Origin of the sequence: Allomuricauda sp. F6463D (genome assembly GCF_023015965.1) — a bacterium.
Lineage (GTDB): Bacteria > Bacteroidota > Bacteroidia > Flavobacteriales > Flavobacteriaceae > Flagellimonas.
Genome location: NZ_JALKAN010000001.1, coordinates 1,800,057 through 1,822,273 on the forward strand (window position 1 = coordinate 1,800,057; position 22,217 = coordinate 1,822,273).

The 22,217-nt window shown below is 38.9% G+C and carries 22 protein-coding genes; 13 read left to right on the plus strand and 9 right to left on the minus strand.

The genetic code is table 11. From position 1 onward, the window contains the following. Nucleotides 1-38 precede the first annotated feature (38 nt). Nucleotides 39-860: a hypothetical protein gene (locus MWU56_RS07930; protein ID WP_247043504.1), complete on the plus strand. Its 822-nt coding sequence runs from the start codon at nucleotides 39-41 to the stop codon at nucleotides 858-860. A 10-nt stretch (nucleotides 861-870) separates the two neighbouring features. On the opposite strand, the gene MWU56_RS07935 is transcribed toward MWU56_RS07930, so the two are convergent. Both MWU56_RS07935 and MWU56_RS07940 read right to left on the minus strand, forming a co-directional pair. Beyond that, the gene (locus MWU56_RS07935) at nucleotides 871-1,503 is read right to left on the minus strand and encodes a 7-carboxy-7-deazaguanine synthase QueE (RefSeq protein WP_247043506.1); all 633 of its coding nucleotides are present in this window, start codon (nucleotides 1,501-1,503) and stop codon (nucleotides 871-873) included. 32 nt (nucleotides 1,504-1,535) lie between these two features. Further along, the gene (locus tag MWU56_RS07940; RefSeq protein ID WP_247043508.1) at nucleotides 1,536-1,988 is read right to left on the minus strand and encodes a Rid family detoxifying hydrolase; all 453 of its coding nucleotides are present in this window, start codon (nucleotides 1,986-1,988) and stop codon (nucleotides 1,536-1,538) included. Nucleotides 1,989-2,045: 57 nt separating this feature from the next. Between MWU56_RS07940 and MWU56_RS07945 the strand changes: the two genes are divergently transcribed. Genes MWU56_RS07945 through MWU56_RS07960 form a run of 4 tightly spaced genes read left to right on the plus strand, consistent with a single transcriptional unit; the run spans nucleotide 2,046 to nucleotide 5,428 of the window. Further along, nucleotides 2,046-3,554 (plus strand): helicase HerA-like domain-containing protein, encoded by a 1,509-nt coding sequence (locus MWU56_RS07945; RefSeq protein ID WP_247043510.1) that lies wholly within the window; start codon nucleotides 2,046-2,048, stop codon nucleotides 3,552-3,554. A gap of 5 nt (nucleotides 3,555-3,559) precedes the next feature. Continuing rightward, nucleotides 3,560-4,108, plus strand: coding sequence for a hypothetical protein (locus tag MWU56_RS07950; protein ID WP_247043511.1), 549 nt, complete (start codon nucleotides 3,560-3,562; stop codon nucleotides 4,106-4,108). 24 nt (nucleotides 4,109-4,132) lie between these two features. Further along, a complete protein-coding gene (locus MWU56_RS07955; protein WP_247043514.1) occupies nucleotides 4,133-4,972 on the plus strand; it encodes an alpha/beta hydrolase in 840 nt (279 codons plus the stop codon). A 33-nt stretch (nucleotides 4,973-5,005) separates the two neighbouring features. Continuing rightward, a complete protein-coding gene (locus MWU56_RS07960; RefSeq protein WP_247043515.1) occupies nucleotides 5,006-5,428 on the plus strand; it encodes a VOC family protein in 423 nt (140 codons plus the stop codon). Here MWU56_RS07960 and MWU56_RS07965 read toward each other — a convergent pair whose 3' ends face one another. Continuing rightward, entirely contained in the window at nucleotides 5,429-6,055 is a 627-nt protein-coding gene (locus tag MWU56_RS07965; protein ID WP_247043517.1) for a DUF2306 domain-containing protein, read from the minus strand. It abuts the gene before it with no gap. Nucleotides 6,056-6,175: 120 nt separating this feature from the next. Here MWU56_RS07965 and MWU56_RS07970 point away from each other — a divergent pair, with 120 nt between their 5' ends. After that, on the plus strand, nucleotides 6,176-6,328 hold the full coding sequence (locus MWU56_RS07970) for a hypothetical protein (protein WP_247043519.1): 153 nt from the start codon (nucleotides 6,176-6,178) through the stop codon (nucleotides 6,326-6,328). A 3-nt stretch (nucleotides 6,329-6,331) separates the two neighbouring features. On the opposite strand, the gene MWU56_RS07975 is transcribed toward MWU56_RS07970, so the two are convergent. The 3 genes from MWU56_RS07975 to MWU56_RS07985 all read right to left on the minus strand — a co-directional run bounded on the left by MWU56_RS07975 (nucleotide 6,332) and on the right by MWU56_RS07985 (nucleotide 10,442). Beyond that, nucleotides 6,332-7,210 (minus strand): bifunctional 5,10-methylenetetrahydrofolate dehydrogenase/5,10-methenyltetrahydrofolate cyclohydrolase, encoded by an 879-nt coding sequence (locus tag MWU56_RS07975; RefSeq protein ID WP_247043521.1) that lies wholly within the window; start codon nucleotides 7,208-7,210, stop codon nucleotides 6,332-6,334. Between the two features lie 30 nt (nucleotides 7,211-7,240). Then, on the minus strand, nucleotides 7,241-8,569 hold the full coding sequence (gene ffh, locus MWU56_RS07980; RefSeq protein WP_247043522.1) for a signal recognition particle protein: 1,329 nt from the start codon (nucleotides 8,567-8,569) through the stop codon (nucleotides 7,241-7,243). Between the two features lie 106 nt (nucleotides 8,570-8,675). After that, nucleotides 8,676-10,442: a hypothetical protein gene (locus tag MWU56_RS07985; RefSeq protein ID WP_247043524.1), complete on the minus strand. Its 1,767-nt coding sequence runs from the start codon at nucleotides 10,440-10,442 to the stop codon at nucleotides 8,676-8,678. A 113-nt stretch (nucleotides 10,443-10,555) separates the two neighbouring features. Here MWU56_RS07985 and MWU56_RS07990 point away from each other — a divergent pair, with 113 nt between their 5' ends. The 3 genes from MWU56_RS07990 to MWU56_RS08000 all read left to right on the plus strand — a co-directional run bounded on the left by MWU56_RS07990 (nucleotide 10,556) and on the right by MWU56_RS08000 (nucleotide 14,589). Then, nucleotides 10,556-11,056: an RNA polymerase sigma factor gene (locus MWU56_RS07990; RefSeq protein ID WP_247043525.1), complete on the plus strand. Its 501-nt coding sequence runs from the start codon at nucleotides 10,556-10,558 to the stop codon at nucleotides 11,054-11,056. 73 nt (nucleotides 11,057-11,129) lie between these two features. Continuing rightward, a complete protein-coding gene (locus tag MWU56_RS07995) occupies nucleotides 11,130-12,044 on the plus strand; it encodes a FecR family protein (RefSeq protein ID WP_247043526.1) in 915 nt (304 codons plus the stop codon). Beyond that, a complete protein-coding gene (locus MWU56_RS08000) occupies nucleotides 12,022-14,589 on the plus strand; it encodes a carboxypeptidase-like regulatory domain-containing protein (protein WP_247043527.1) in 2,568 nt (855 codons plus the stop codon). The genes MWU56_RS07995 and MWU56_RS08000 overlap by 23 nt, the downstream gene beginning before the upstream one ends. On the opposite strand, the gene argS is transcribed toward MWU56_RS08000, so the two are convergent. Next, a complete protein-coding gene (gene argS, locus MWU56_RS08005) occupies nucleotides 14,590-16,368 on the minus strand; it encodes an arginine--tRNA ligase (protein ID WP_247043528.1) in 1,779 nt (592 codons plus the stop codon). Between the two features lie 93 nt (nucleotides 16,369-16,461). Here argS and MWU56_RS08010 point away from each other — a divergent pair, with 93 nt between their 5' ends. The 4 genes from MWU56_RS08010 to MWU56_RS08025 all read left to right on the plus strand — a co-directional run bounded on the left by MWU56_RS08010 (nucleotide 16,462) and on the right by MWU56_RS08025 (nucleotide 20,328). Then, nucleotides 16,462-16,887, plus strand: coding sequence for a hypothetical protein (locus MWU56_RS08010; RefSeq protein WP_247043529.1), 426 nt, complete (start codon nucleotides 16,462-16,464; stop codon nucleotides 16,885-16,887). Next, on the plus strand, nucleotides 16,884-18,305 hold the full coding sequence (locus MWU56_RS08015) for an SDR family oxidoreductase (RefSeq protein ID WP_247043531.1): 1,422 nt from the start codon (nucleotides 16,884-16,886) through the stop codon (nucleotides 18,303-18,305). The genes MWU56_RS08010 and MWU56_RS08015 overlap by 4 nt, the downstream gene beginning before the upstream one ends. 188 nt (nucleotides 18,306-18,493) lie before the next feature. Further along, nucleotides 18,494-20,008 carry a carboxypeptidase-like regulatory domain-containing protein gene (locus tag MWU56_RS08020; protein WP_247043533.1) on the plus strand — a complete coding sequence of 505 codons (1,515 nt, stop codon included), beginning with the start codon at nucleotides 18,494-18,496 and terminating at the stop codon, nucleotides 20,006-20,008. Nucleotides 20,009-20,142: 134 nt separating this feature from the next. Continuing rightward, nucleotides 20,143-20,328 carry a hypothetical protein gene (locus tag MWU56_RS08025; RefSeq protein ID WP_247043535.1) on the plus strand — a complete coding sequence of 62 codons (186 nt, stop codon included), beginning with the start codon at nucleotides 20,143-20,145 and terminating at the stop codon, nucleotides 20,326-20,328. A 240-nt stretch (nucleotides 20,329-20,568) separates the two neighbouring features. Here the strand turns inward: MWU56_RS08025 and MWU56_RS08030 are convergent, their stop codons facing one another. Beyond that, nucleotides 20,569-21,186 (minus strand): Pr6Pr family membrane protein, encoded by a 618-nt coding sequence (locus MWU56_RS08030; protein WP_247043536.1) that lies wholly within the window; start codon nucleotides 21,184-21,186, stop codon nucleotides 20,569-20,571. A gap of 60 nt (nucleotides 21,187-21,246) precedes the next feature. After that, complete coding sequence (gene ctlX, locus MWU56_RS08035) at nucleotides 21,247-22,152, minus strand: citrulline utilization hydrolase CtlX (protein WP_410548930.1); 906 nt, start codon at nucleotides 22,150-22,152, stop codon at nucleotides 21,247-21,249. Nucleotides 22,153-22,217 lie beyond the last annotated feature (65 nt).

Genomic DNA, 22,217 nt, shown 5'->3' on the forward strand with positions numbered 1-22,217 from the left:
TTTCCGGTTCGGGACGTTTTAGTTAATATTACCTTATTATGAAAAAAGCCGTTGTTTACCTTCTTTTTAGTTTTGGGTTAATGCTAAGCTGTTCTAAGGATTCAGATATCTCATCAACAGGTTCCAATGCAAACCTTAAAGCCGGGAATCTTTTATCCACAGGTGCATCGGCCAGGGATTTATTATCCACCGATATTTATGATAAGTTTTTGATCGAGATTGATTATGTTACAGGTTTTGCCCCAACAGACGAAGCTATTGTAAACTTTGAGGCATTTTTGCGAGAAAGAACATACAAAGAGGATATTGAATTCAAATACAGTTCGCTTTCTTCACCTTCGGAGGAAACATTGACATTGGAAGAAGTTGTTGATCTTGAAGAAGAAAACAGGAGCGAATACAATGATGGGAACACCTTGGCGATCTATATTTATTTTGCCGACGCACCTGCAGATAGCGACGATGAAGATGAAGGGCTTGTTACACTAGGTGCAGTTTATCGAAACACCTCTATGGTTATATACAAATCCACCATACTGGAGATTGCCAATAGGAGCTCTTTTGTATCCATTGCAGATGTTGAAACAGCCACTTTGTTCCATGAATTTGGTCATTTGTTCGGACTGGTCAACTTATCGACAGAATCTGTGAACGACCACGAAGAAATTATCATAAATGATGATGATAAGGAGGAAGGTAGTAACCATTGCAATGTGGATGGCTGTTTAATGCGTTCAGAATTGGAATTTGGCTCATCAATGTTAAAACAGATGGAGAAAAATACATCCAAAGGCTTGGGTTCCATACCAGATTTTGATGCAGAATGTATTTTAGATCTTCAAAAATACGGGGGACGTTAATCCTTAAATTCTAAGGAATATTCAAATATTTATGGGTCTGCAAGGAAATCTTCCACTTCGGATGTTTCATCACATACTCCACGATCAAGGGAACCATTTTGTCGCTCACACTCCATTCCGGTTGTAGGTAAAGAATACAATCCCCTCCCACTTGGGCAGCCTGCTCTTCCGCAAAAATAAAATCGTGCTTATTGTAAACAATCACCTTTAGTTCATGAGCCTTTTTATGGATGTCGCCCACAGGCAACTTGTTTTTCTTTGGGGAAAGGCAAATCCAGTCCCAAATCCCGGTCAAAGGGTAGGCACCCGAGGTTTCAATATGCACGTTCATATTTTTTGCCTTTAGACCTTTGGTCAGTGAACCCATATCCCAAGTAAGTGGTTCGCCTCCTGTAATTACAATGGTGTCCGAGTATTTTTCGGCATTGGCAATTATATCATCCACTGCGGTAGGCGGGTGCGTTTCTGCATTCCAGCTTTCTTTTACATCACACCAATGGCAACCCACATCACATCCACCAACCCTAATAAAATAAGCTGCTGTTCCTTTATGGTAGCCTTCTCCCTGAATGGTATAAAACTCTTCCATTAAGGGCAACATCAAGCCTTTTTCTACCAAGTCCATCACATTTTCCTTTACCATGGTGCAAAGATAGCCCTCTTCAATGGTTTCACCTATTTTACGGCTATAACATCAATCTCTATGGCACCATTGGCTGCAATTGCTTTGGCCGCAAAAGTGGTTCGAGCTGGTTTCTTTGTAAAATATTGGGTATAGATCTCGTTGAACGCGGCAAAATCTTCAATATTGGCCAAAATCACGGTACATTTAACAACATTGTCCAATGTCATCCCATGTTGCCCCAAAACAGCCTCAATATTTTTTATGGTCTGTCCTGTCTCTGCTTGCACCCCACCATTAACCAAAGTACGTGTAGTGTGGTCCATTCCTATCTGTCCAGCCAAAAAATACATATTACCAGCCTGAACGGCATCGCTAAATGGTGCATTTTGCTTTTTGACCTCGTGCGAATTATGAAAAATGAGTTCCGTGGATTCTTGTCCATAAGAAGTAGCTGCAAAGCCACTCAACAAAATAGCCAATATTGCGTATTGAAAAGGTTTCATAATCTCGTTTTTAGTTTTGCTTAAAATTAGCCTATTTTTATCGCAAATTGAACAGTGATGGGCAACAAAGAAAAATTCTTTGAGCATATAGCACAAGGATACGCCACGAAAGGCGATTATATTACCGTGGGTGCCGGGATGTTGGATGGTGAAACCATGACCGACGCCTATGTGAAGATTCCATTAAAAATGATGAATCGACATGGTCTTATCGCAGGTGCAACTGGTACCGGCAAAACCAAAACCTTACAAGTTCTGGCGGAAAACCTATCAGACAAAGGTATTCCTGTACTGTTAATGGACTTAAAAGGAGACCTGAGCGGTATTGCCCAGCCCAGCCCAGGACACCCTAAAATTGATGAACGCCATGAAAAAATTGGTTTTCCATTTGAATCCAAGGGGTTTCCTGTTGAAATTATGTCGCTTTCTGAACAAGAAGGTGTTCGTTTGCGCGCCACTGTTTCCGAGTTTGGACCTGTGCTACTTTCTAGAATTTTAGATCTTAGTGTTACCCAAGAAGGAATTGTTGCAGTAGTTTTTAAATACTGTGATGACAATAAACTTCCGTTGCTTGACCTAAATGATTTTAAAAAGGTATTACAATATGCCACTGGTGAAGGAAAAGAAGAGTTCCGAAAAGAATATGGTCGAATATCCACCAGTTCCACCGGAACCATTTTAAGGAAGATCATAGAACTGGAACAGCAAGGTGCCGATCTTTTCTTCGGGGAAAAATCCTTTGATGTGGATGATTTGGTGCGGATTGATGAAAATGGGCGTGGTTATGTGAACATTATCCGCTTGACCGATATTCAAGACCGGTCAAAACTATTTTCAACATTTATGTTGAGCCTTTTGGCTGAAATTTATGCCACCTTTCCCGAACAAGGTGATAGTGACAGGCCTGAATTGGTCCTGTTCATTGATGAAGCCCACCTTATTTTTGACAATGCGAGCAAAGCACTTTTAGATCAAATCGAAAGTATAGTAAAATTGATTCGATCTAAAGGAATAGGGCTTTATTTTGTAACTCAAAACCCAACTGACGTTCCAGACGACGTTTTGGCTCAATTAGGACTGAAGGTGCAACATGCTTTGAGAGCTTTTACGGCCAAGGATCGAAAAGCTATAAAACTTACTGCCCAGAACTATCCCATTTCAGAATTTTATGATACTGCAGAAGTATTGACCTCATTGGGAACCGGGGAAGCTCTTATCTCCGCTCTGGACGAGAAAGGACGCCCAACGCCCTTGGCAGCAACCATGATGCGTGCTCCGATGAGCCGAATGGATGTCTTAAACGATTCAGAAATTAAAGAGGTTTTGGACAAGTCCAAATTGATAAAAAAATACAATGAGGAAATAGATCGCGAAAGTGCCTATGAAATCCTTAACGAAAAAATTGAGAAAGCCGAAAAAGAGGCCAAAAAAGAGCAAGAAGAAAAAACAACATCCCGCAAATCAACAAGTAGAAAGAGTACCCGAATGAATCCAGTGGTCAAAGTGTTGACCAGTGCTACATTTATCCGAGGAGTTTTAGGAGTGTTAAAGAAAGTGATCAAATAATACATATGAAAAAGACAATCAAAGTAGTTACCTTAATTTTTGGAATTGTATTTGTTTATTCTTGCAAAAAAGATACTAGATTTTTAATTACAGAAACCAGTGTTGGGCCTTTGACCCAGACCACCACCGTAAATGAAATAGAATCCACATTTGTTCAAGATTCCGTGGTCGGGGACACTGCCCAAATCAATTTAGGTGTTTCTCCTAAAAAGGTTGAAATCTATGAAAAAGGGGGCAAGCTCCTTTTAACGCTAACCGCAAACTCTGACAGCATTCCAACCATCGAAAATGTGAGAATTTTAGATTCTCGGTATGTATCGGAAAAAGGTATCGGGTTACAAAGTACCTTTAAGGATATTCAGGATAACTACGAGATCAAAAAGATTGTAACCACTTTAAACAGTATTGTGGTTTTCCCAAAGGGAAGCAACCTATATTTCACCATTGATAAGGAAGAACTTCCCGAAGGATTAAGGTTTTCGTCTTCAAATATCGAGGCAGTGCAAATACCAGACGAGGCTAAAATTAAATACTTAATGTTGGGCTGGGAGTAGCCTTGATTCATCATATCCCCAAAAATGAAAAAACTACTTAATAAAGTAATTCCATTGGCCTATGGGCAATATTATAATGCCTACACGGTCATAAACCCAAAGAAAGCGGCAGATAAGGCCTTTCATACTTTTAGCACTGTCAGAAAAGGTAGGGTTAAACCGGAACAGGCCCAATTTTTGGATGGCTCCAAATTTGCTGTAGAGCAAGTTGCAGGGCACAACATACAATCTTACCATTGGCAAGGCAACAAAGAAACCGTTTTGTTGGTACATGGATGGGAGAGTAATACGTATAGATGGCGCAATCTGATTAAAAAATTAAGGGATGCCGATTTTAATATTATTGCATTTGATGCTCCTTCACATGGGTATTCTTCTGGAAAACATTTATACGTGCCGCTATATGAAGAAGTAGTAAATTATATGGTTAAAAAATATGACCCAAAACACTTAATTGGGCATTCAATGGGCGGAATGACCGTTGTTTACAACCAATATAAAAACCCTACCGATTCAGTGGAAAAAATAGTGACCATTGGAGCCCCTGCCAAAATCCAAGATTTTTTAAACCACTATCAGGACTTACTGAAACTGAACAATAAAGTGATGAAGCATTTGGACAACTATATTCTGGAGCGCTTTGGTTTTAAAATAGATGAGTTCTCAACTGCAGATTTTGCACGATCTATCAGTAAAAAAGGGTTGATTTTCCACGACAAACTAGATAAGATCGCTCCCTACAATGCTTCGGTATCGGTAAATAAAAACTGGAAAGACAGTAGTTTGGTGAGTACTGAAGGTCTTGGCCATTCGATGCATCAAGACGATGTAAACGACCAGATCATATCTTTTTTGGAAGGTTGAAAAAGTTGTCCTAATTTTCAATAAAAATAGACCATGCAAAATCTAACTCCCTTTCACGTTGCCGTACCGGTACATAATTTAGATGAATGTAGAACCTTTTACAGAGATGTATTGGGGTGTAAAGAAGGTAGAAGTGCCGACCAGTGGGTAGACTTTAACTTTTTCGGTCATCAATTCGTGATTCATTATAAGCCCATGTCTCAGGAAAGCACACATACAAATCCTGTTGATGGCAAAAATGTACCTGTGCCACATTACGGTGTGGTTTTACCATGGGATGTGTTTCAAACATTTTCCAAAGAACTGATTGCGAAAGGCATTGATTTTGTAATTGAACCCTATATCCGGTTTAAAGGTGAACCCGGGGAGCAGGCAACCATGTTTTTTTTAGATCCTGCAGGTAATGCTCTGGAGTTTAAAGCTTTTAGGGACATGGAACAGTTGTTTACTAAATAGTTAGGCTAGATTCAAGCCTTTTTTTCTTACCCACAAATGAGCAAAAATCATATTGGGCACCCAACACAACCAAGAGGCCAGTTTATAGGCCAATAGGAACTCTCCAAAAATGATGGTCAAAGTTGGCAACCAAATACGCAAGGTTACTGCTGCAAAACATGCGGCATAACTGTAAATCATCATTCCTTGATGAAGGGAAAGGTCTTGATTTTTAATTGCAATATACGCTCTAAGGGTACTATAGATCCAAATCAATCCAAGACAAATAAAACCCAATGAAGCAACAATTCCTCCTGTTGCAAAAAAACCAAGATACACACCACACAATCCGCTGATCAAAGCTGCTGTTACATATATTCTACCAATGTTTCTATGCAGGTTCAATCGTTCGGCACGAAATTTCCTTACAAATTGTGACCAACCTATCAATAGTGCCAAACCTCCAAAGCTTATATGGCTATAAAAGGCAACGTTCCATGTTGTACTAGATAACAAGTCGTCCGATTTGTTCATCAAAAGTCCATAATCATCAGTTGCGAAGATGTAAATCAATGGATAAAGACCTATTCCAATGGCAAGTAGAACAAAAACCACCCAAGCTACTTTATTTCTAACTTTTTGCGCCATACTTCCTGATTTAGCAAGAAGTAAGTTATCGATTATTTGGCTATAAAAACAAGAATCTTCACTGTAATTCGTTATAAGAGTAACGATTAGGCTCAAAAGCTATACCCAAATCTTACAATTATGAAAACAATTTTACTCTTGATCACGCTAATTTTTTCTGGCCTCGCGGTATCCAGCTGTACCAATGATGAAGGTGACTCGGAATTTGAACATCTGAACCCCGAAGAGGAGCAACAAATGGCTTTAAAAACAAAACAAGAAAACGTAAACTAGGTTTTACGCGTTGTGACGCTCCCGTGCCAACAATGTGTTTTTGAGTAACATTGCAATGGTCATTGGCCCTACTCCTCCAGGTACCGGGGTAATATACGATGCCTTTTTACTAACATTATCAAAATCTACATCCCCTGTAATGTAATACCCTTTTTTGCAAGTCTCATCCGGAACACGGGTAATACCCACATCTATTATGGTTACGCCTTCCTTTACCATATCTGCTTTCAAAAACTTTGGAACTCCCAAAGCAGATATCACAATATCGGCCTGAAGTGTCAATTCTTTTAGGTTTTTGGTTCTACTGTGCGCCAAGGTTACCGTTGAGTTTCCAGGGTTGCCCTTTTGGCTCATTAAAATGCTTATGGGCCTACCCACAATATGGCTCCTACCAATCACTACCGTATGCTTGCCTTCCGTTTCGACATTGTACCTTTTCAAAAGTTCCATAATACCATAAGGAGTTGCCGAGATAAAGGTTTCCATATCCAAGGCCATTTTTCCAAAATTGGTGGGATGAAATCCATCCACATCCTTATCGGAATCAACAGCCATCAATACTTTTTCCTCATCAATATGTTTTGGCAATGGCAATTGAACAATATAGCCATCGATGTCCGGATCGTTGTTCAATTGGTGTACTTGTTTCAGTAATTCTTCTTCAGTGGTTTCCTCAGCAAGATGAATCAAGGTGGATTCGAAACCTATTTTTTTACACGACCTTACCTTACTGCCCACGTAGGTTAAACTGGCTCCATCATTACCTACCAAAACTGCGGCCAAATGGGGAACTTTTTCGCCCCGTTCCTTCATTTGGGCCACCTCAACGGTGATTTCTTCTTTTATTTGATTTGATACTTTTTTTCCGTCAAGGATTTCCATGGGTTGTGTTGGTTTTACTTCTGAATATGATTATTTCATGTTCTGCATCATCTGCATCATTTTTTTGCCACCGCCTCCTTGCATCATCTTCATCATTTTACTCATCTGATTGAACTGCTTCAACAATTGGTTCACTTCTTGAATAGAGGTTCCGCTACCAGAAGCAATCCGTTTTTTACGACTGGCATTTAGCATGGCCGGTGTAGATCGTTCTTCCGGGGTCATGGAATGGATAATGGCTTCAATATGCTTAAAGGCGTCATCATCAATATCCAATCCTTTCAAAGCTTTTCCTGCACCTGGAATCATTCCCATGAGGTCCTTCATGTTCCCCATTTTCTTGATTTGTTGAATCTGGCTTAAGAAATCGTCAAACCCAAACTTGTTTTTGGCAATTTTCTTTTGGATTTTGCGTGCCTGTTCTTCATCAAACTGTTCTTGGGCACGTTCCACCAATGATACCACATCTCCCATTCCAAGGATACGATCTGCCATACGGGATGGATGGAACACATCGATAGCTTCCATTTTTTCACCTGTACCGATAAACTTAATAGGTTTATCCACTACGGATTTAATGGAAATTGCGGCACCTCCTCGAGTATCACCATCGAGTTTGGTAAGAATAACTCCATCAAAATTTAAGACATCATTAAAGGCTTTGGCAGTGTTCACAGCATCTTGCCCAGTCATGGAATCCACAACAAACAAGGTTTCTTGCGGCTCTATCGCCTTATGGATGTTGGAAATTTCGGTCATCATTTGTTCATCCACGGCCAATCGACCAGCGGTATCAATGATCACCACATTACACCCTGTACTTTTTGCGTGGGCTATACCTGCCTTGGCTATGGCTACGGGGTCGTTATTATCACGATCCGAATATACCTCTACCCCTATTTGGTCACCTACTACATGCAACTGATCTATTGCCGCAGGGCGATACACATCACATGCTACCAAAAGTGGTTTTTTTGTTTTCTTATTTTTAAGGTAATTGGCAAGTTTACCCGAAAAAGTGGTTTTACCTGAACCTTGTAAACCCGACATTAGAATTACCGAGGGGTTGCCCGATAGGTCTATATCTTCTGATTCACCACCCATAAGTTGAGTAAGCTCATCCTTTACCAGTTTCACCATAAGCTGGCCTGGTTGCAAAGAGGTCAGTACATTTTGGCCCAGTGCTTTTTCTTTTACCGTATTGGTAAACTCCTTGGCAATTTTAAAGTTGACATCGGCATCCAATAAAGCCCTTCGAACTTCCTTGAGAGTCTCTGCTACGTTAATTTCCGTAATTTGACCATGTCCCTTGAGAACGTGAAGTGCCTTATCTAATTTTTCACTTAAATTATCGAACATATGTTCTTAGTTTTAAAGAAGGGACAAATTTAAGAATAATATAAAAGAAAAAGGACGGCTTTGGGGTGAGCCGTCCTTCTTTTGGAAAAAAGAATGGGGAAAATTTTTATATTTTCTCTAATACCAGGGTATCACTAGAGCCATCATCGTTTTCCATAGTAAGTTCGATTTGAATAGTGGTTACGGAAACCACCTTCCAATCTTCGGTCAACTCCAAAAGATCATTCCCTGAATCGAAATTGATATAGAACATTAAACCTTCATCAGAATCTCGAATCACCCTCCAAAGACCATTTGCTAGTATTGTATCATTTATTATGGTAACTTCTACTTGATGATCGGCGTAAAATTTAAAATCCATTCCTGCATAAGAAATAGTCTTATCTACTTCTCCTTCCTGAAATAGAGTCACATTCCAAGTTCCACCCATTACAATATTCCGTATTTCAGGAATATCGTTGTCTTCAATGCTATCCTCACATACACGAAGAAGTTTCATACTGTGATCCGTGGCTTCAATCTCAAATTCCAAACGGGTGTCTAACATCTTTTTAATCGGCCATTCAAAACTAACTCTAGGTTCATCATCTATGGAAATTATAAGGGAAAGCCGATATTGTGCATTCAAACCAATTTCCCATGTACCCTGCATTGTATTTACTCCGTTGCCTAGGGTCACAACCCCATCAGTCTTAAATTGAAATTCATAACCCAAAAGCCTTTCTATTTCTTGCCCCTGGTTCTTAACTTCTTTAATTATCCATTCACATTCTTTGAGCAAAGTTAAAAATGCTTCTCTGTCAATCTCATCTGGATTTATATCACATTGCTTCTTAAGTACAATTTTATTGCTTTCATCCTTGTACAATTTGACAACTCCTTCTTCCAGTTGGTACACGTACCAATCTGCAGAGAAGTCGGTGAAGTTTTCAAAATTAAGACTCAACACCACCCCTTGATCTGTGAAATCGGTACTCCAAGCACCCATAATCTCTCCTGCGGTAAAGGTTGAAAAAGTTACAGTTCCGTCTTCATGAAAGATGAGTAAACGTTCTATATATTGTTCTGTACTGTCAATTTCATTACGTATTACTTGTCTTACCTGCAAAGGACAGTCTAACAATAATTCCTTAAGCTCTTCTTCTGTAAAATCATCATCGTTATAGTCATCATCATCGTCCTCATCACAATTATTTTTTGCCGTTTCCAAAGCTGCAGCCAATTCGAAATTGGTTTCTACCACGATTTCAGTACCATCATACTTTTTAAGTGTAATTGGGAACTGAATGCTTATCAACTGATCATCGTCCAAATCAGCAAAAAACCTCCGCATGTCCTTATCATTTTTAACTTGAAAGTCACCGCTCAATTGATTTTGAACATCAAATGTGAACAACGTTATAGGGTACACAAAGTCGATACATTCTATATCGTCATCATCTCCATTCTCAATACATTCCCGGGCAAGTGTTTCCAGTTCGTTTTGATTATCTATGTTGATTTCGCTATAATCTGACAACGTAATAACAATGGGGAAAACAATATCAAGAAGATTATTATCATTGTCAAGTTCATCAAAAATTTCTTCTACTGATTGCAAATCGCTTTCAGAATTGATGGTTAATGATACTCCATTAACATTTACCGTGTATGGAAACTGAATAGCAAAACAACTAGCTCCGTCTACAATATTATCATAAGAGCCATCTTTGGAAGATGTATTCTCGATTAAAGTAGCTGTTGAGGAATCCGCTGATATGGTTTGATCTTCCGAACCCCCTCCAAATTCTTCATATTCTTCTTGGCAAGAAGCGAAACTTAAAGTAAGTACAACTAATGCTGCACGCAACATGTTGTTAATCAACTTTTTCATATTGTCTTGAATTTTGGGGTTATAATTCAACTTTAAAACAATCCTCTAAAAAAAAACCCTACTTTTCCTTAAATTTTTCAAATATATTTGAACCGAAAAACAAACGCACATTTATGAGCAACGTATGCGAAGACCATATTTTCAGTGAAGTTTTTAAAACCCATTCCAAAACGGTCTTCAACTTTATATTTTACAAATTCGGAAACGAAGAGAAGGCTCATGATGCAGTGCAAGAGGCTTTTGTGAAGTTATGGCAGAACTGTGCCAAAGTTAGTCCAGAAAAAGCGAAGTCATATGTTTACACCGTTGCTAATAATCTATATTTAAATGTAATCAAGGCCGAAAAGGTAAGATTAAAACATGCGAGCAGCCTTAGCAACGACCGTACCAATGAATCCCCAGAATTTTTAATGGAGGAAAAAGAATATAAACAAAAATTGGACAACGCTCTGAATGCGCTGCCCGAAAACCAAAGAACTACCTTTTTGCTTAACCGTATCGATGGCAAAAAGTATGCGGAAATTGCCGAAATGGAAGGGGTTAGCATAAAAGCCATCGAAAAGCGAATGCATTTGGCACTTAAAAGCCTTAGAGAACACATTGATGGAATTTAAAAAATTGTAGTCAACAGTATGTGGTAGGGTATTTTGATAGATAGTTGTTTATATAATGTAAAGCATAGAATCCATGCAAGAATATTATTTGGCAAAATGGCTTAGCGGAGAGCTTTCCGAAGAAGAGCTTAGGGAGTTTGAGAATTCCCAAGCGTATGCTTCTTACAAAAAGCTCAAGGATGCTTCAAGTAGCCTAATGGCTCCAGAGTTCAATCCGGACGTAGCCTTGCAGCGCTTAAAAGAAGAGCACATTAACGATGTGCCAAAGGTAATTACCCTAAATCCGTTCAGGAAATTCCTGAGAATCGCTGCTGTTATTGCCGTATTATTAGCCGGTTCTTATTTTTATGTAAACACGTTGAACGAAAAGATCGGCACAGCATATGCCGAACATTCTGAAGTTATGCTGCCTGATAATTCTAAAATCTTTTTGAATGCAGATTCCCAAATATCCTTCGACAAAAAGAATTGGGACAACAAAAGAAATGTTGATTTAAAAGGAGAGGCTTTCTTTAAAGTGGCCAAAGGAAAAAAATTTACTGTCTCTACCGATTTTGGAACTGTTGCCGTGTTGGGAACACAATTTAATGTAGAGAACAGAAAAGGCTTCTTTGAAGTAACTTGCTACGAAGGTTTGGTAAGCGTTAACTATAACAACAAAGAATCCAAGTTACCAGCGGGAACTTCTTTCTTGGTGATCAATGGCGAGATTGTGGACAATGGTATGCCCAACGGCTCCATACCTTCTTGGATGAACAATGAAAGTAGTTTTGAGAGCATACCCCTAAAATATGTTTTTGCTGAACTCGAAAGACAATTCAACATAAAGGTATCTTCAAAAAATATCGATACAAACTTATTATTTACAGGTTCTTTCAACAACACCGACCTCAATATGGCGTTAAAAAGTATAAGTACCCCCTCCAAAACAAATTTTAATGTAGAAGGAGACAATGTGCTTTTTTATGCTGGGAACACACCTAAATAAACGTCTAGGCCCTGTCCTTGTTTTTTTGTTTTTCGTACTCTGCAATAGCAATGCACAGGAAAAACAAGAATCTCCCATTGCTCTTATTTCCTATTTAAAATCACTGGAAACCCAATTTGATGTCAAGTTCTCTTATCTCAATGAAGATTTGCAGGGACTCACCATTACAATTCCAGAAAATAGCAACTCATTAGAAGTAATTCTGCATTATATTGAGAATACATTTCGTGTTGAAATAGAAAAACTCAACGATAGATATTACACACTCACCAAAGATAACCGTGTAAATATTTGCGGTACTGTATTGGATAATTTTGCTGCAAACACGGTAATGGGCGCTACTGTAGAGGTTCTTGGCACTGACATTGCCATCATAACCGACAATAATGGCTCCTTTGCGTTGGAGCACATTCCGCGTGACGCATCCCTTCAAGTTCGATATTTGGGCTATGTCACCAAATACATAAAAGTTGAAACTTTCTTGCAATCCAGCGGATGTTCCCAAATTCTACTGGTTCCTTATTATGAACAATTGGATGAAGTATTTGTCTATGAATATCTCACCTCCGGAATCATTAAGGAAACGGACGCCAGTATAACGCTCAACACTGCTGAATTTGGAATTTTACCGGGATTGATTGAGCCGGATATTTTACAAACCCTACAAGCTCTTCCCGGTATTAAAAGTATTGATGAAACCGTATCCGACATTAATGTTCGAGGTGGAACCAACGACCAGAACCTTATGCTTTGGAATGGAATCAAAATGTATCAATCTGGTCATTTCTTTGGATTAATATCCGCATTTAACCCATACCAGACCGATAAGGTAACCATATATAAAAATGGTACTCCAGCTAACTTTGGGGATGGTGTGAGCAGTGTCATACAAATGGAGACAGGTAATTCCATTCCAGAAGTTTTTAAAGGTGGTGGTGGTTTTAATTTAATTAGTGGTGATGTGTATGCAGAAGTTCCAATAACCAATAACCTAGGGATTCAATTTTCTGCTCGACGCTCTGCCACGGATTTTTTGAGCACCCCAACCTACAAACAATTTATCAATCGGGCTTTTCAGGATAGTGAAATTACACTTCAGAACAACAGCACTGTTGATGATGAATTTATCCGAGACGAAGATTTTTTCTTTTATGATTTTTCAGGAAAAATCCTGTATGACATCAACAATGATCATAAGGTTAGATTGAGTGCCATCCATATTAAGAACAATTTAAAATTTGAAGAGACCAACGTATCCGCAGATGAGACCAACATTAGCTTATTAAAGCAGGACAATATTTCTATTGGCGGACAACTACAGAGCAATTGGACGGATAGATTCTCCACACACCTCAACTTATATTACTCGACTTATAATTTGGATGCACAAAACGTTTTTGACAACCAAGTACAACAGCTATTTCAAAACAATCAGGTGACCGAGAACGCGTTAAAAGTCCATACGAATTATATATGGAATGAAGCATTTAGTTGGAGTAATGGCTATCAATATATTGAGACAGGGATTACCAATGCCACAATTATCAACGAACCTAATTTTAATAGTGAGATCAAAGGTGTTATCCGAACCCACGCACCATATACTCAATTCAATTATAATGCACCAGGAAACAAATTCAATGTAAAAATCGGGACACGTTTCAACTTCGTCGAGAACTTGAACACATTCAACAAAGTCCTTATTGAACCCAGAATAAACCTAAATTTTAAACTTGCCAATTATGTAAGAGCTGAAATTTTGGGCGAATCCAAAAGCCAGACCACCAATCAGGTTATCGATTTAGAACAAAATTTTTTAGGTATAGAAAAACGCAGATGGACCCTTTCCAACAACAATTCGTTACCGGTGACAACGAGCAAACAAGTTTCAACTGGCATCAATTACGAAAAAAACAGTTTTTATGTAGGCATTGAAGGTTTTTACAAAAACGTGGATGGTATCAGTACTAGAACCCAAGGATTTCAAAACCCATATCAATTCTCGGGAGAAATCGGTAGTTATGATGTTAAGGGAGTAGAATTGCTCATCAACAAAAAAGGAGATAATTACAGTACTTGGCTCAGTTATGCCTACAATAAAAACGACTATACGTTTGATTCCATTGTACCACAGTCCTTTCCCAATAATTTGGATATTAGGCACACGGTTACTTTTGCAAGCACGTATACGTACAAAAACCTAAAATTAAGTGTTGGGCTGAATTACAGAACAGGCAAGCCGTTTACAAAACCAATAGAAGGCGATGCGGGATTAGATCAAGATTATTATCCCCCAAGAATCAATTTTCAACAACCGAACAACAGTCGATTGCCCGAATATTTTAGGGCCGATGCCTCCGCTATTTATAATTTTCAGTTAAGCAGAAGAATTCGGGCCAATACCGGTATTTCTATTCTGAACCTTACGGATAGGAAAAATACACTCAACAAATATTACCGTGTAAATGCAAACGATGAAATTGAGGCAGTAGAAAATTTTTCACTCGGCATTACTCCCAATGTAAGTTTTAGAGTGAATTTTTAATTACATCCTTTCCGGCACATCAATTCCCAACAAACGGAACGAAGATTGAATCACCTCTCCCACTTTTTTTGACAACTGCACCCTAAAATTCATCTTTTGAGCATCTGTTTCGCCTAAAATGGATACTTGTTGGTAGAAGGAGTTAAATTCTTTCACCAAATCATAGGTATAATTGGCAATCAAGGCTGGGCTATAGTTTTCTGCCGCCAGCTGAATGGTTTCAGGAAACAATTGGATTTGTTTCAGCAGCTCTTTTTCTTTTTCATGAAGTTCCATTGTCAAATCGAGCCCAGTCGATACATTTAAATCTGCTTTTCGCAATATAGATTGAATCCGTGCGTATGTGTACTGAATAAATGGCCCTGTATTTCCTTGGAAATCCACCGACTCTTCAGGATTGAAAAGGATGCGTTTTTTTGGATCTACCTTAAGAATGTAATATTTAAGAGCACCCAAACCTATGGTGCGGTATAATTGGTTTTTCTCTTCTTCGGAATAGCCGTCCAACTTGCCCAATTCTTGTGAAATGGCTGCAGCAGTACCTTCCATATTTTTGATAAGGTCATCCGCATCCACTACGGTACCTTCCCTACTCTTCATTTTACCACTGGGCAAATCTACCATACCATAACTTAAATGATACAATTGGTCCGCCCATGAGTATCCCAATTTTTTCAGAATAAGAAACAGCACTTTAAAATGATAATCCTGCTCGTTCCCTACCGTGTACACCATACCATTAATATCGGGATAATCGGTTACCCGTTGAATCGCTGTTCCAATATCTTGTGTCATATATACAGCGGTACCATCGGAACGTAGCACTATTTTTTCATCCAATCCCTCCTCGGTAAGGTCTATCCACACACTACCGTCCTCTTTTTTAAAGAAAACCCCGCGTTCCAGACCATCCTTCACCACATCACGGCCCAACAAATAGGTGTCGCTTTCATAATATAAGGTATCAAAATCAACACCAAGGTTCTTGTAGGTAATGTCAAAACCATCGTACACCCAACCGTTCATTTTTTTCCACAGTGCCACAACCTCTTCATCACCAGCCTCCCATTTACGAAGCATTTCTTGGGCCTCCAATAAGATTGGCGCCTCTTTTTCTGCTTTTTCTTTTTGTGTGCCCGCTTCTATCAATTCAGCAATTTGTCCTTTGTACGCCTTATCAAAAGCCACATAATATTTCCCAACTAAGTGATCGCCTTTAAAGCCAGAAGATTCTGGAGTTTCACCCTCACCAAACTTCCGCCAAGCCAACATGCTTTTGCAAATATGAATGCCTCGGTCATTGATAATCTGTGTTTTGTACACTTTTTTGCCCGAAGCCTTCAAAATTTCTGATACGGAATATCCCAAAAGATTGTTTCGGATATGTCCCAAGTGCAAAGGTTTATTGGTATTGGGTGATGAGTATTCCACCATCACGGCATCGTCCGATTGGGATTTTACATAACCGAAATTCTTTGCCTCAAAAATATTATTGAAGAAATTAATGTAGTACCCATCTTCAATAACAATATTTAAAAAACCCTGAACCACATTGCATTTGGACACCTCATCTACATTTTCAACCAAATAATCACCAATTTTGGTTCCAATCTGCACCGGATTCTCTTTTACATGGCGCAACATTGGAAACACAACTACAGTAATGTCGCCCTCAAAATCCTTTCGGGTAGGTTGAAATTCCACCGTTGGCAATTCAACTTGGTACAGTTGTTTTACCGCTTCGATAACTTTTTGGGTCAAATCGTTTTGCAAACTCATCTAAAAGGCTTTTCAGGGCGCAAAACTACGCATTTTTTAGGCTTTTCCCACACCATGACCAAATGGTCCGCTGTAATTTGATTAAATTTATAAATGCTATTGAACGTCTCCTACAACGATAAAAAAATCACAAAAAAAATTGACGAAGCCGTTGGTAAACCAATGTCCATAAAAGAGCGCTTTGCAATTGGAGGCATTGGCTCACCAAAATTGCACATTACAGAGGCTAGCTTGGATATTTACAATCTTCTGGTATTGGACAACAGCACCAACACTTGTAATGTTGAAATCCGCCCCAATGGCGTTATTGTCAGGTTCCGGTCTCGCTTGGAAACCTTTGGTCTTATCATCCCATACTATAAACTGAATATTTACAAAGGGAACATTGGCATTTATTCAATTTACATGGACCATTACTTTATTAAAATACGTTCGGATACCAAAGCCATTCAAAAATTCTTCAGGAAATTACTGGATTACCGTGCTGATAACCTCCCCACTAATCTTGAAGACTTATGAAAATATTACTTACAGGGGCCAATGGTTATATTGGGATGCGATTGTTGCCCAAACTTTTGGATATGGGGCACCATGTAGTTTGCTCCGTTCGTGATGAAAAACGATTATCGGTCGATGATAAGCTTCGTTCAAAAATTGAGGTGGTGGAAATTGATTTTTTGGAGAATCCAGAAAATCAAAAAGTTCCCACTGATATTGATGCCGCCTACTACTTGATACATTCCATGACTTCTTCGATTACAGATTTTGATGAGAAGGAGGCGCAAGCAGCAAAAAACTTCAACAGCATTTTACAACATACCGAATGCAAACAGGTAATTTACCTCAGTGGTATTGTGAACGATAAAGAACTGTCAAAACATCTCAGTTCCAGAAAAAATGTGGAAGAAATCCTCTATAAAGGTCCTTTTGACCTTACCGTGCTCCGTGCTGGAATAATTGTAGGGTCTGGTAGTTCTTCTTTTGAAATCATCCGTGACCTCTGCGAAAAACTCCCCATTATGATCACCCCAAAATGGGTGCTTACCAAAACACAGCCCATAGCTATTCGAGACGTGATACAATTTCTTACCAAAGTTTTGGGCAACCATGACACCTACGATCAATCGTTCGACATTGGTGGACCCGACATTCTCACTTATAAAGACATGCTACAGCGTTATGCAAAGGTCCGCGGGTTTAAAAACTGGATTTTTACCGTTCCCATAATGACTCCCAAACTATCCTCCTATTGGTTGTATTTTGTAACCTCGACTTCTTATAAATTGGCAATGAACTTAGTTGACAGCATGAAGATGGAAGTGGTTGCTGAGGACAATCGCTTACAGACAATGTTGGGAATTGAAACACACACCTATGAAGAGGCTATTGATTTAGCATTCAAAAAAATAGAACAAAACTTAGTAATCAGTAGTTGGAAAGACAGTATTGCCAGCGGACAAATCAAAGAAGACCTTGAGAATTATATCCAGGTGCCAAAATATGGAGTGCTCCAGGACAAAAAATCCATTCGCATTGAAGATGAAGATGATGTTTTAGAGAACATTTGGCGCATTGGTGGAGAAACAGGCTGGTACTATGGCAATTGGTTGTGGAAAATCCGTGGATTATTGGATAAGTTGGTAGGTGGACCCGGATTGCGTCGCGGACGCACCCATCCTGATAAAATTTTTCCGGGTGATGCACTGGATTTTTGGAGAGTACTCTTGGCGGACAAAAAGGGAAAACGTCTGCTCCTCTATGCTGAGATGCGTACTCCCGGCGAAGCTTGGTTAGAGTTCAAAATTGAGGATGGGGTACTGTACCAAACCGCCACATTTCGGCCAAAAGGGTTATTGGGTCGATTGTACTGGTATTCCGTGCTCCCCTTTCATCTTTTTATTTTTGGGAATATGATCAAAAACATTGCAAAAACGTAAACCATTGGTTGACTTTTATTACTCAATTGCATTCCAACACACAACGCTCCTGTTAAAATAATATTAAGCCCTACTGGCAATTATATTTTTCTTTGCACATTGTTACAAATTCCCCTAGCGTTCGTCTAAAACATAGACAACCTTTACCCTAAAAAAAGCGTCTTACTATTACAACCATAAATTCAACTATGTTCTCTAAAAAGAGTTTGTTACTTACCTGTCTTGCCATTTTGATGGGATTTCCGCTTATTGCCCAGACCATTACGTCTCGTTTAGTGGATGCCAAGACCCAGAAAGGAATTCCCTACGCTACAATTCAGTATGGAGAGAGCCAAGGAGTGATAACCAACCAAGAAGGCCAATTCAGTTTTGTTTTGAATGAGGGAACAACGCTTATGGATTCTATTTATGTCACCTCAATGGGATACCAGAAAAAAGGCTTCACTCTGGAACAGATGCAGGACAGTATGGTAACCTTGCAGTCCAAAGCCATTGAACTTAGTGGGGTTTATGTGTTCGACAAGGAACTGGAAGTGGATGACATTATCGAAAAAATGATAGAAAATATTCCAAAAAATATAAATAAGGGTCCTGTAAAGCAACGTTTCTTCTTTCGTAAAGCGGAATTGGCAAACATGCAAAAGGTAGATTTTGGTTTCGAAAAATCTTCAATCAAAGAACTGAACAAGGAACTCATGGACAGTATTTCCAAATCAATTCCTAAAAATGCATCCCACTACATCGAAAGTTTTGGTGACTTCTATAAAAACGATACAGATTACAAACTCGATATCATAAAAGCAGCCGATCTTTATGACAAAAGAGATGTAACCTCTTTTGAAGATTTGGCAGAGCACATGGAGAAAATTTTTAAACAGAACGTAAAACCTGGCTCATACCTTAAGATCAAGTCTGGTATTTTTAGTGAAAAAATACAGGTGGATTCTATTTTGGACACTATGGACGACGAACGCATGGACCAAGTAAAAAAAATTAAAGCCCAAGTTAAAAAAGATAGTGTTTCTGGGTTGGTGGATAGTCAACATCGACAGTTTAAGGAAATACTCGGTCAGTTGTATTATAAAGACGATGCCAAATTAGACTTTGTAGATAAAACCGGACGATATGAATTTAAACTGTCAGGCTATGCAGATATTGGTGATACGGGTGTTTATGTTGTGGATTTTTGGCCAAAAAGAAGCAGTGCAGATTTTAAAGGACGCCTTTATATAAATATCGAAGATTATGCTGTATTGCGATTGGATTTTGAGAACACTAAACGCCTCCGAAATTTTAGACTATTGGGCATTACATACCGCAAAACAGTGCACAAAGGCACCATGCATTTTGCCAAATTGCCTAATGGCAAATACGATCTCCAGTTTATGGATTTTTCAGATGGCAGATATTTTGGTGTCGACCGACCGCTAAAAGTGGTGGAAAAGAACAAACATGTAAAAGGCCGTCGTAAGCAAAACGAATTAAAGTTGAACATTGATTTTCGTATGAACATGACCACCAAATATGAACTCGTGGTGTTCAACCAAAACGAAATTGCCGAAGAAGAGTTCAAAACCTATACAGAAGATAAAACTGTCCGTGCCACCTATATGCCCCGCTACAATCCAGAATTTTGGAAAGGATACACCATTATGGAACCCAACCAGGCTATTCGTGGGTTTACGGCTGAAGAGGTGGACTAGTTATGAGTTAAAAGTTTTATATTTCCAAGTCGCAAATTTGAGATAAGGGGACTTCCAAGGTTTGGTGGCAACTTGTCATTTATGGCATTAAATCGTTTACCTAAAAATTGTTTCTTGCTTACTTAAAGGTAAGAATGAACATAGAAGAATATTTACCACAATGGATTGAAGACTGGTACGGCTCTCCTGAAGAACTTGCCAAGGTTTTAGATTTGGCAGTAGAAATGCTATTTTATTTGGAGGAAGATACGTTTGACCAAAAAGCAGTACAACAGGTAGTGATTGCGCTTAGAGGGATTGTGGTTGGGTTGAGGGAATAATATGATTTTACTTGGTATTTAAGCATCCGATTTTATGTGTCAAATCCATTAGATACCTGACGAAATCTCATCATCCCAGGTATTATGCTGAAACAAGTCCTGCATGGCGAATTAAATAATTTCAAAATGAGTCGCGATGTAACGATTGAAAAAATCTCGCAATTCTCATCTTTCTCACTTTCGTTCGAAATGCAGTAATGGCTATCTATATTGAATTAAGTAGAGTTTACGAATTAACACCTATTTTCTCGGCTGCAGTAATTTGCCCAAAAAATAAAGTCCTGCCATAATCAAAAACATCAATAGACACACAAAACTGACATTCAACATTGTTGGCCCAAACCCAAGTTCGTCCTTATTTAAAAACGCATAAGGATAAAACCCTGAAAAATGCCCGCGCACGATTATAAAAACCAGATACACTATAGGAAATAACAACCACTTGGAGAGTTGTTTCCAAGCAATAGCCGTCTTGGCACAAAACATAAGCCAATACACGTACATAAACACAGGTATAATGGTATGCAACAGTTCGTCGACTACCATTTGCAAACCAGTTGGATTCCAAATTTCACGTAGTACAAATTGATACACAAGACCAACCACTACACTAAATGTTGTTAATGCAATAGCAGTTGTTTTTTTATGAAAAAGTGCCAATCGTTTTTGGTCAGCTCCAAATACCCGGGTTGTAAAGAAAAACGCCACCAACGTATTGGTGAGTATGGTAAAGTAACTTACAAATCGAACCAAACTCTCTACAATACCAGCTTCGCGGTTTTGTAACATAAGGTAAAGTTGGGCCAGGACGGCAAACCATGCCATACAAAGTCCCAAGATTTCAAAATTTCTGCGCATGGCCGAATTTAATTAATTCACGGTTTATAATGGTCAATTATATGTCTAATCGATCATGTGTTATGCCTTTGGCAAAAATACTTCGGCCATCATACAACGGGCACTTCCGCCCCCACAAGTTTCTATGGTGTCCAACGAACTATGAATAATGGCACAATGTTTTTCTATTGCTTTGATCTGAGCTTGCGTCAAACTATCATAGGCTTGAGTACTCATTACCATATAACGCTGATCATCCGCTCCAATTACCTGAAGCATATTACCTGCAAAGTGATACATCTGTTCTTCGGTAATTCGGATAACTTCCCTACCATCCATTTTTATGTGTTCTACCACATTTTTTCTTTCCTTTTTATCATCTATGGAATCCAAACAGATTACGACAAAGGTTTCTGCCATAGCCATCATCACGTTCGTGTGATAAATTGGCAGTCGTTTACCCTCTACAGTTTGGTTGGCATGAAAAATTACTGGAAAGCAATCGAAATCCTCGCAGAATTCAATAAAAAGCTCTTCGTCCGCTCGTTCGGAAAGAGCGCAGTATGCTTTTTGGTTTACTCTATCCTTTAGGATACTGCCGGTACCTTCCAAAAAAACGCCATCATCTTCGGCTACTGTATAGTCCATGATGTTGTTAATTACAAAACCATTTTCCTCCAATAGCTCCAAAATATCTTCCCTACGTTCTTTTCTACGGTTTTCGGCGAACATAGGATATACGGAAACGGTACCGCTGGTATGAAAAGAGACCCAATTGTTCGGGAATATGGAATCCGGTGTGTCTTGCTCCATATTATCGCTAATGGTTATCACATTAACACCGTGCTCCCTTAGCATCTTTACAAATTGATCGAACTCTTGCTGTGCTTTTTTATTGATCTCCGCATTTTTAATATCCGGGTCTTCTTGAAAATAATTGTTTACAGCAGTTTGCTCGTTCATCCTAAAGTTTACAGGACGTACCATAAGAATGGTGTTGGTAATCTGTTTTCTCAATACTTTGATTATTTTAATATACCTGTGGCAGCAGG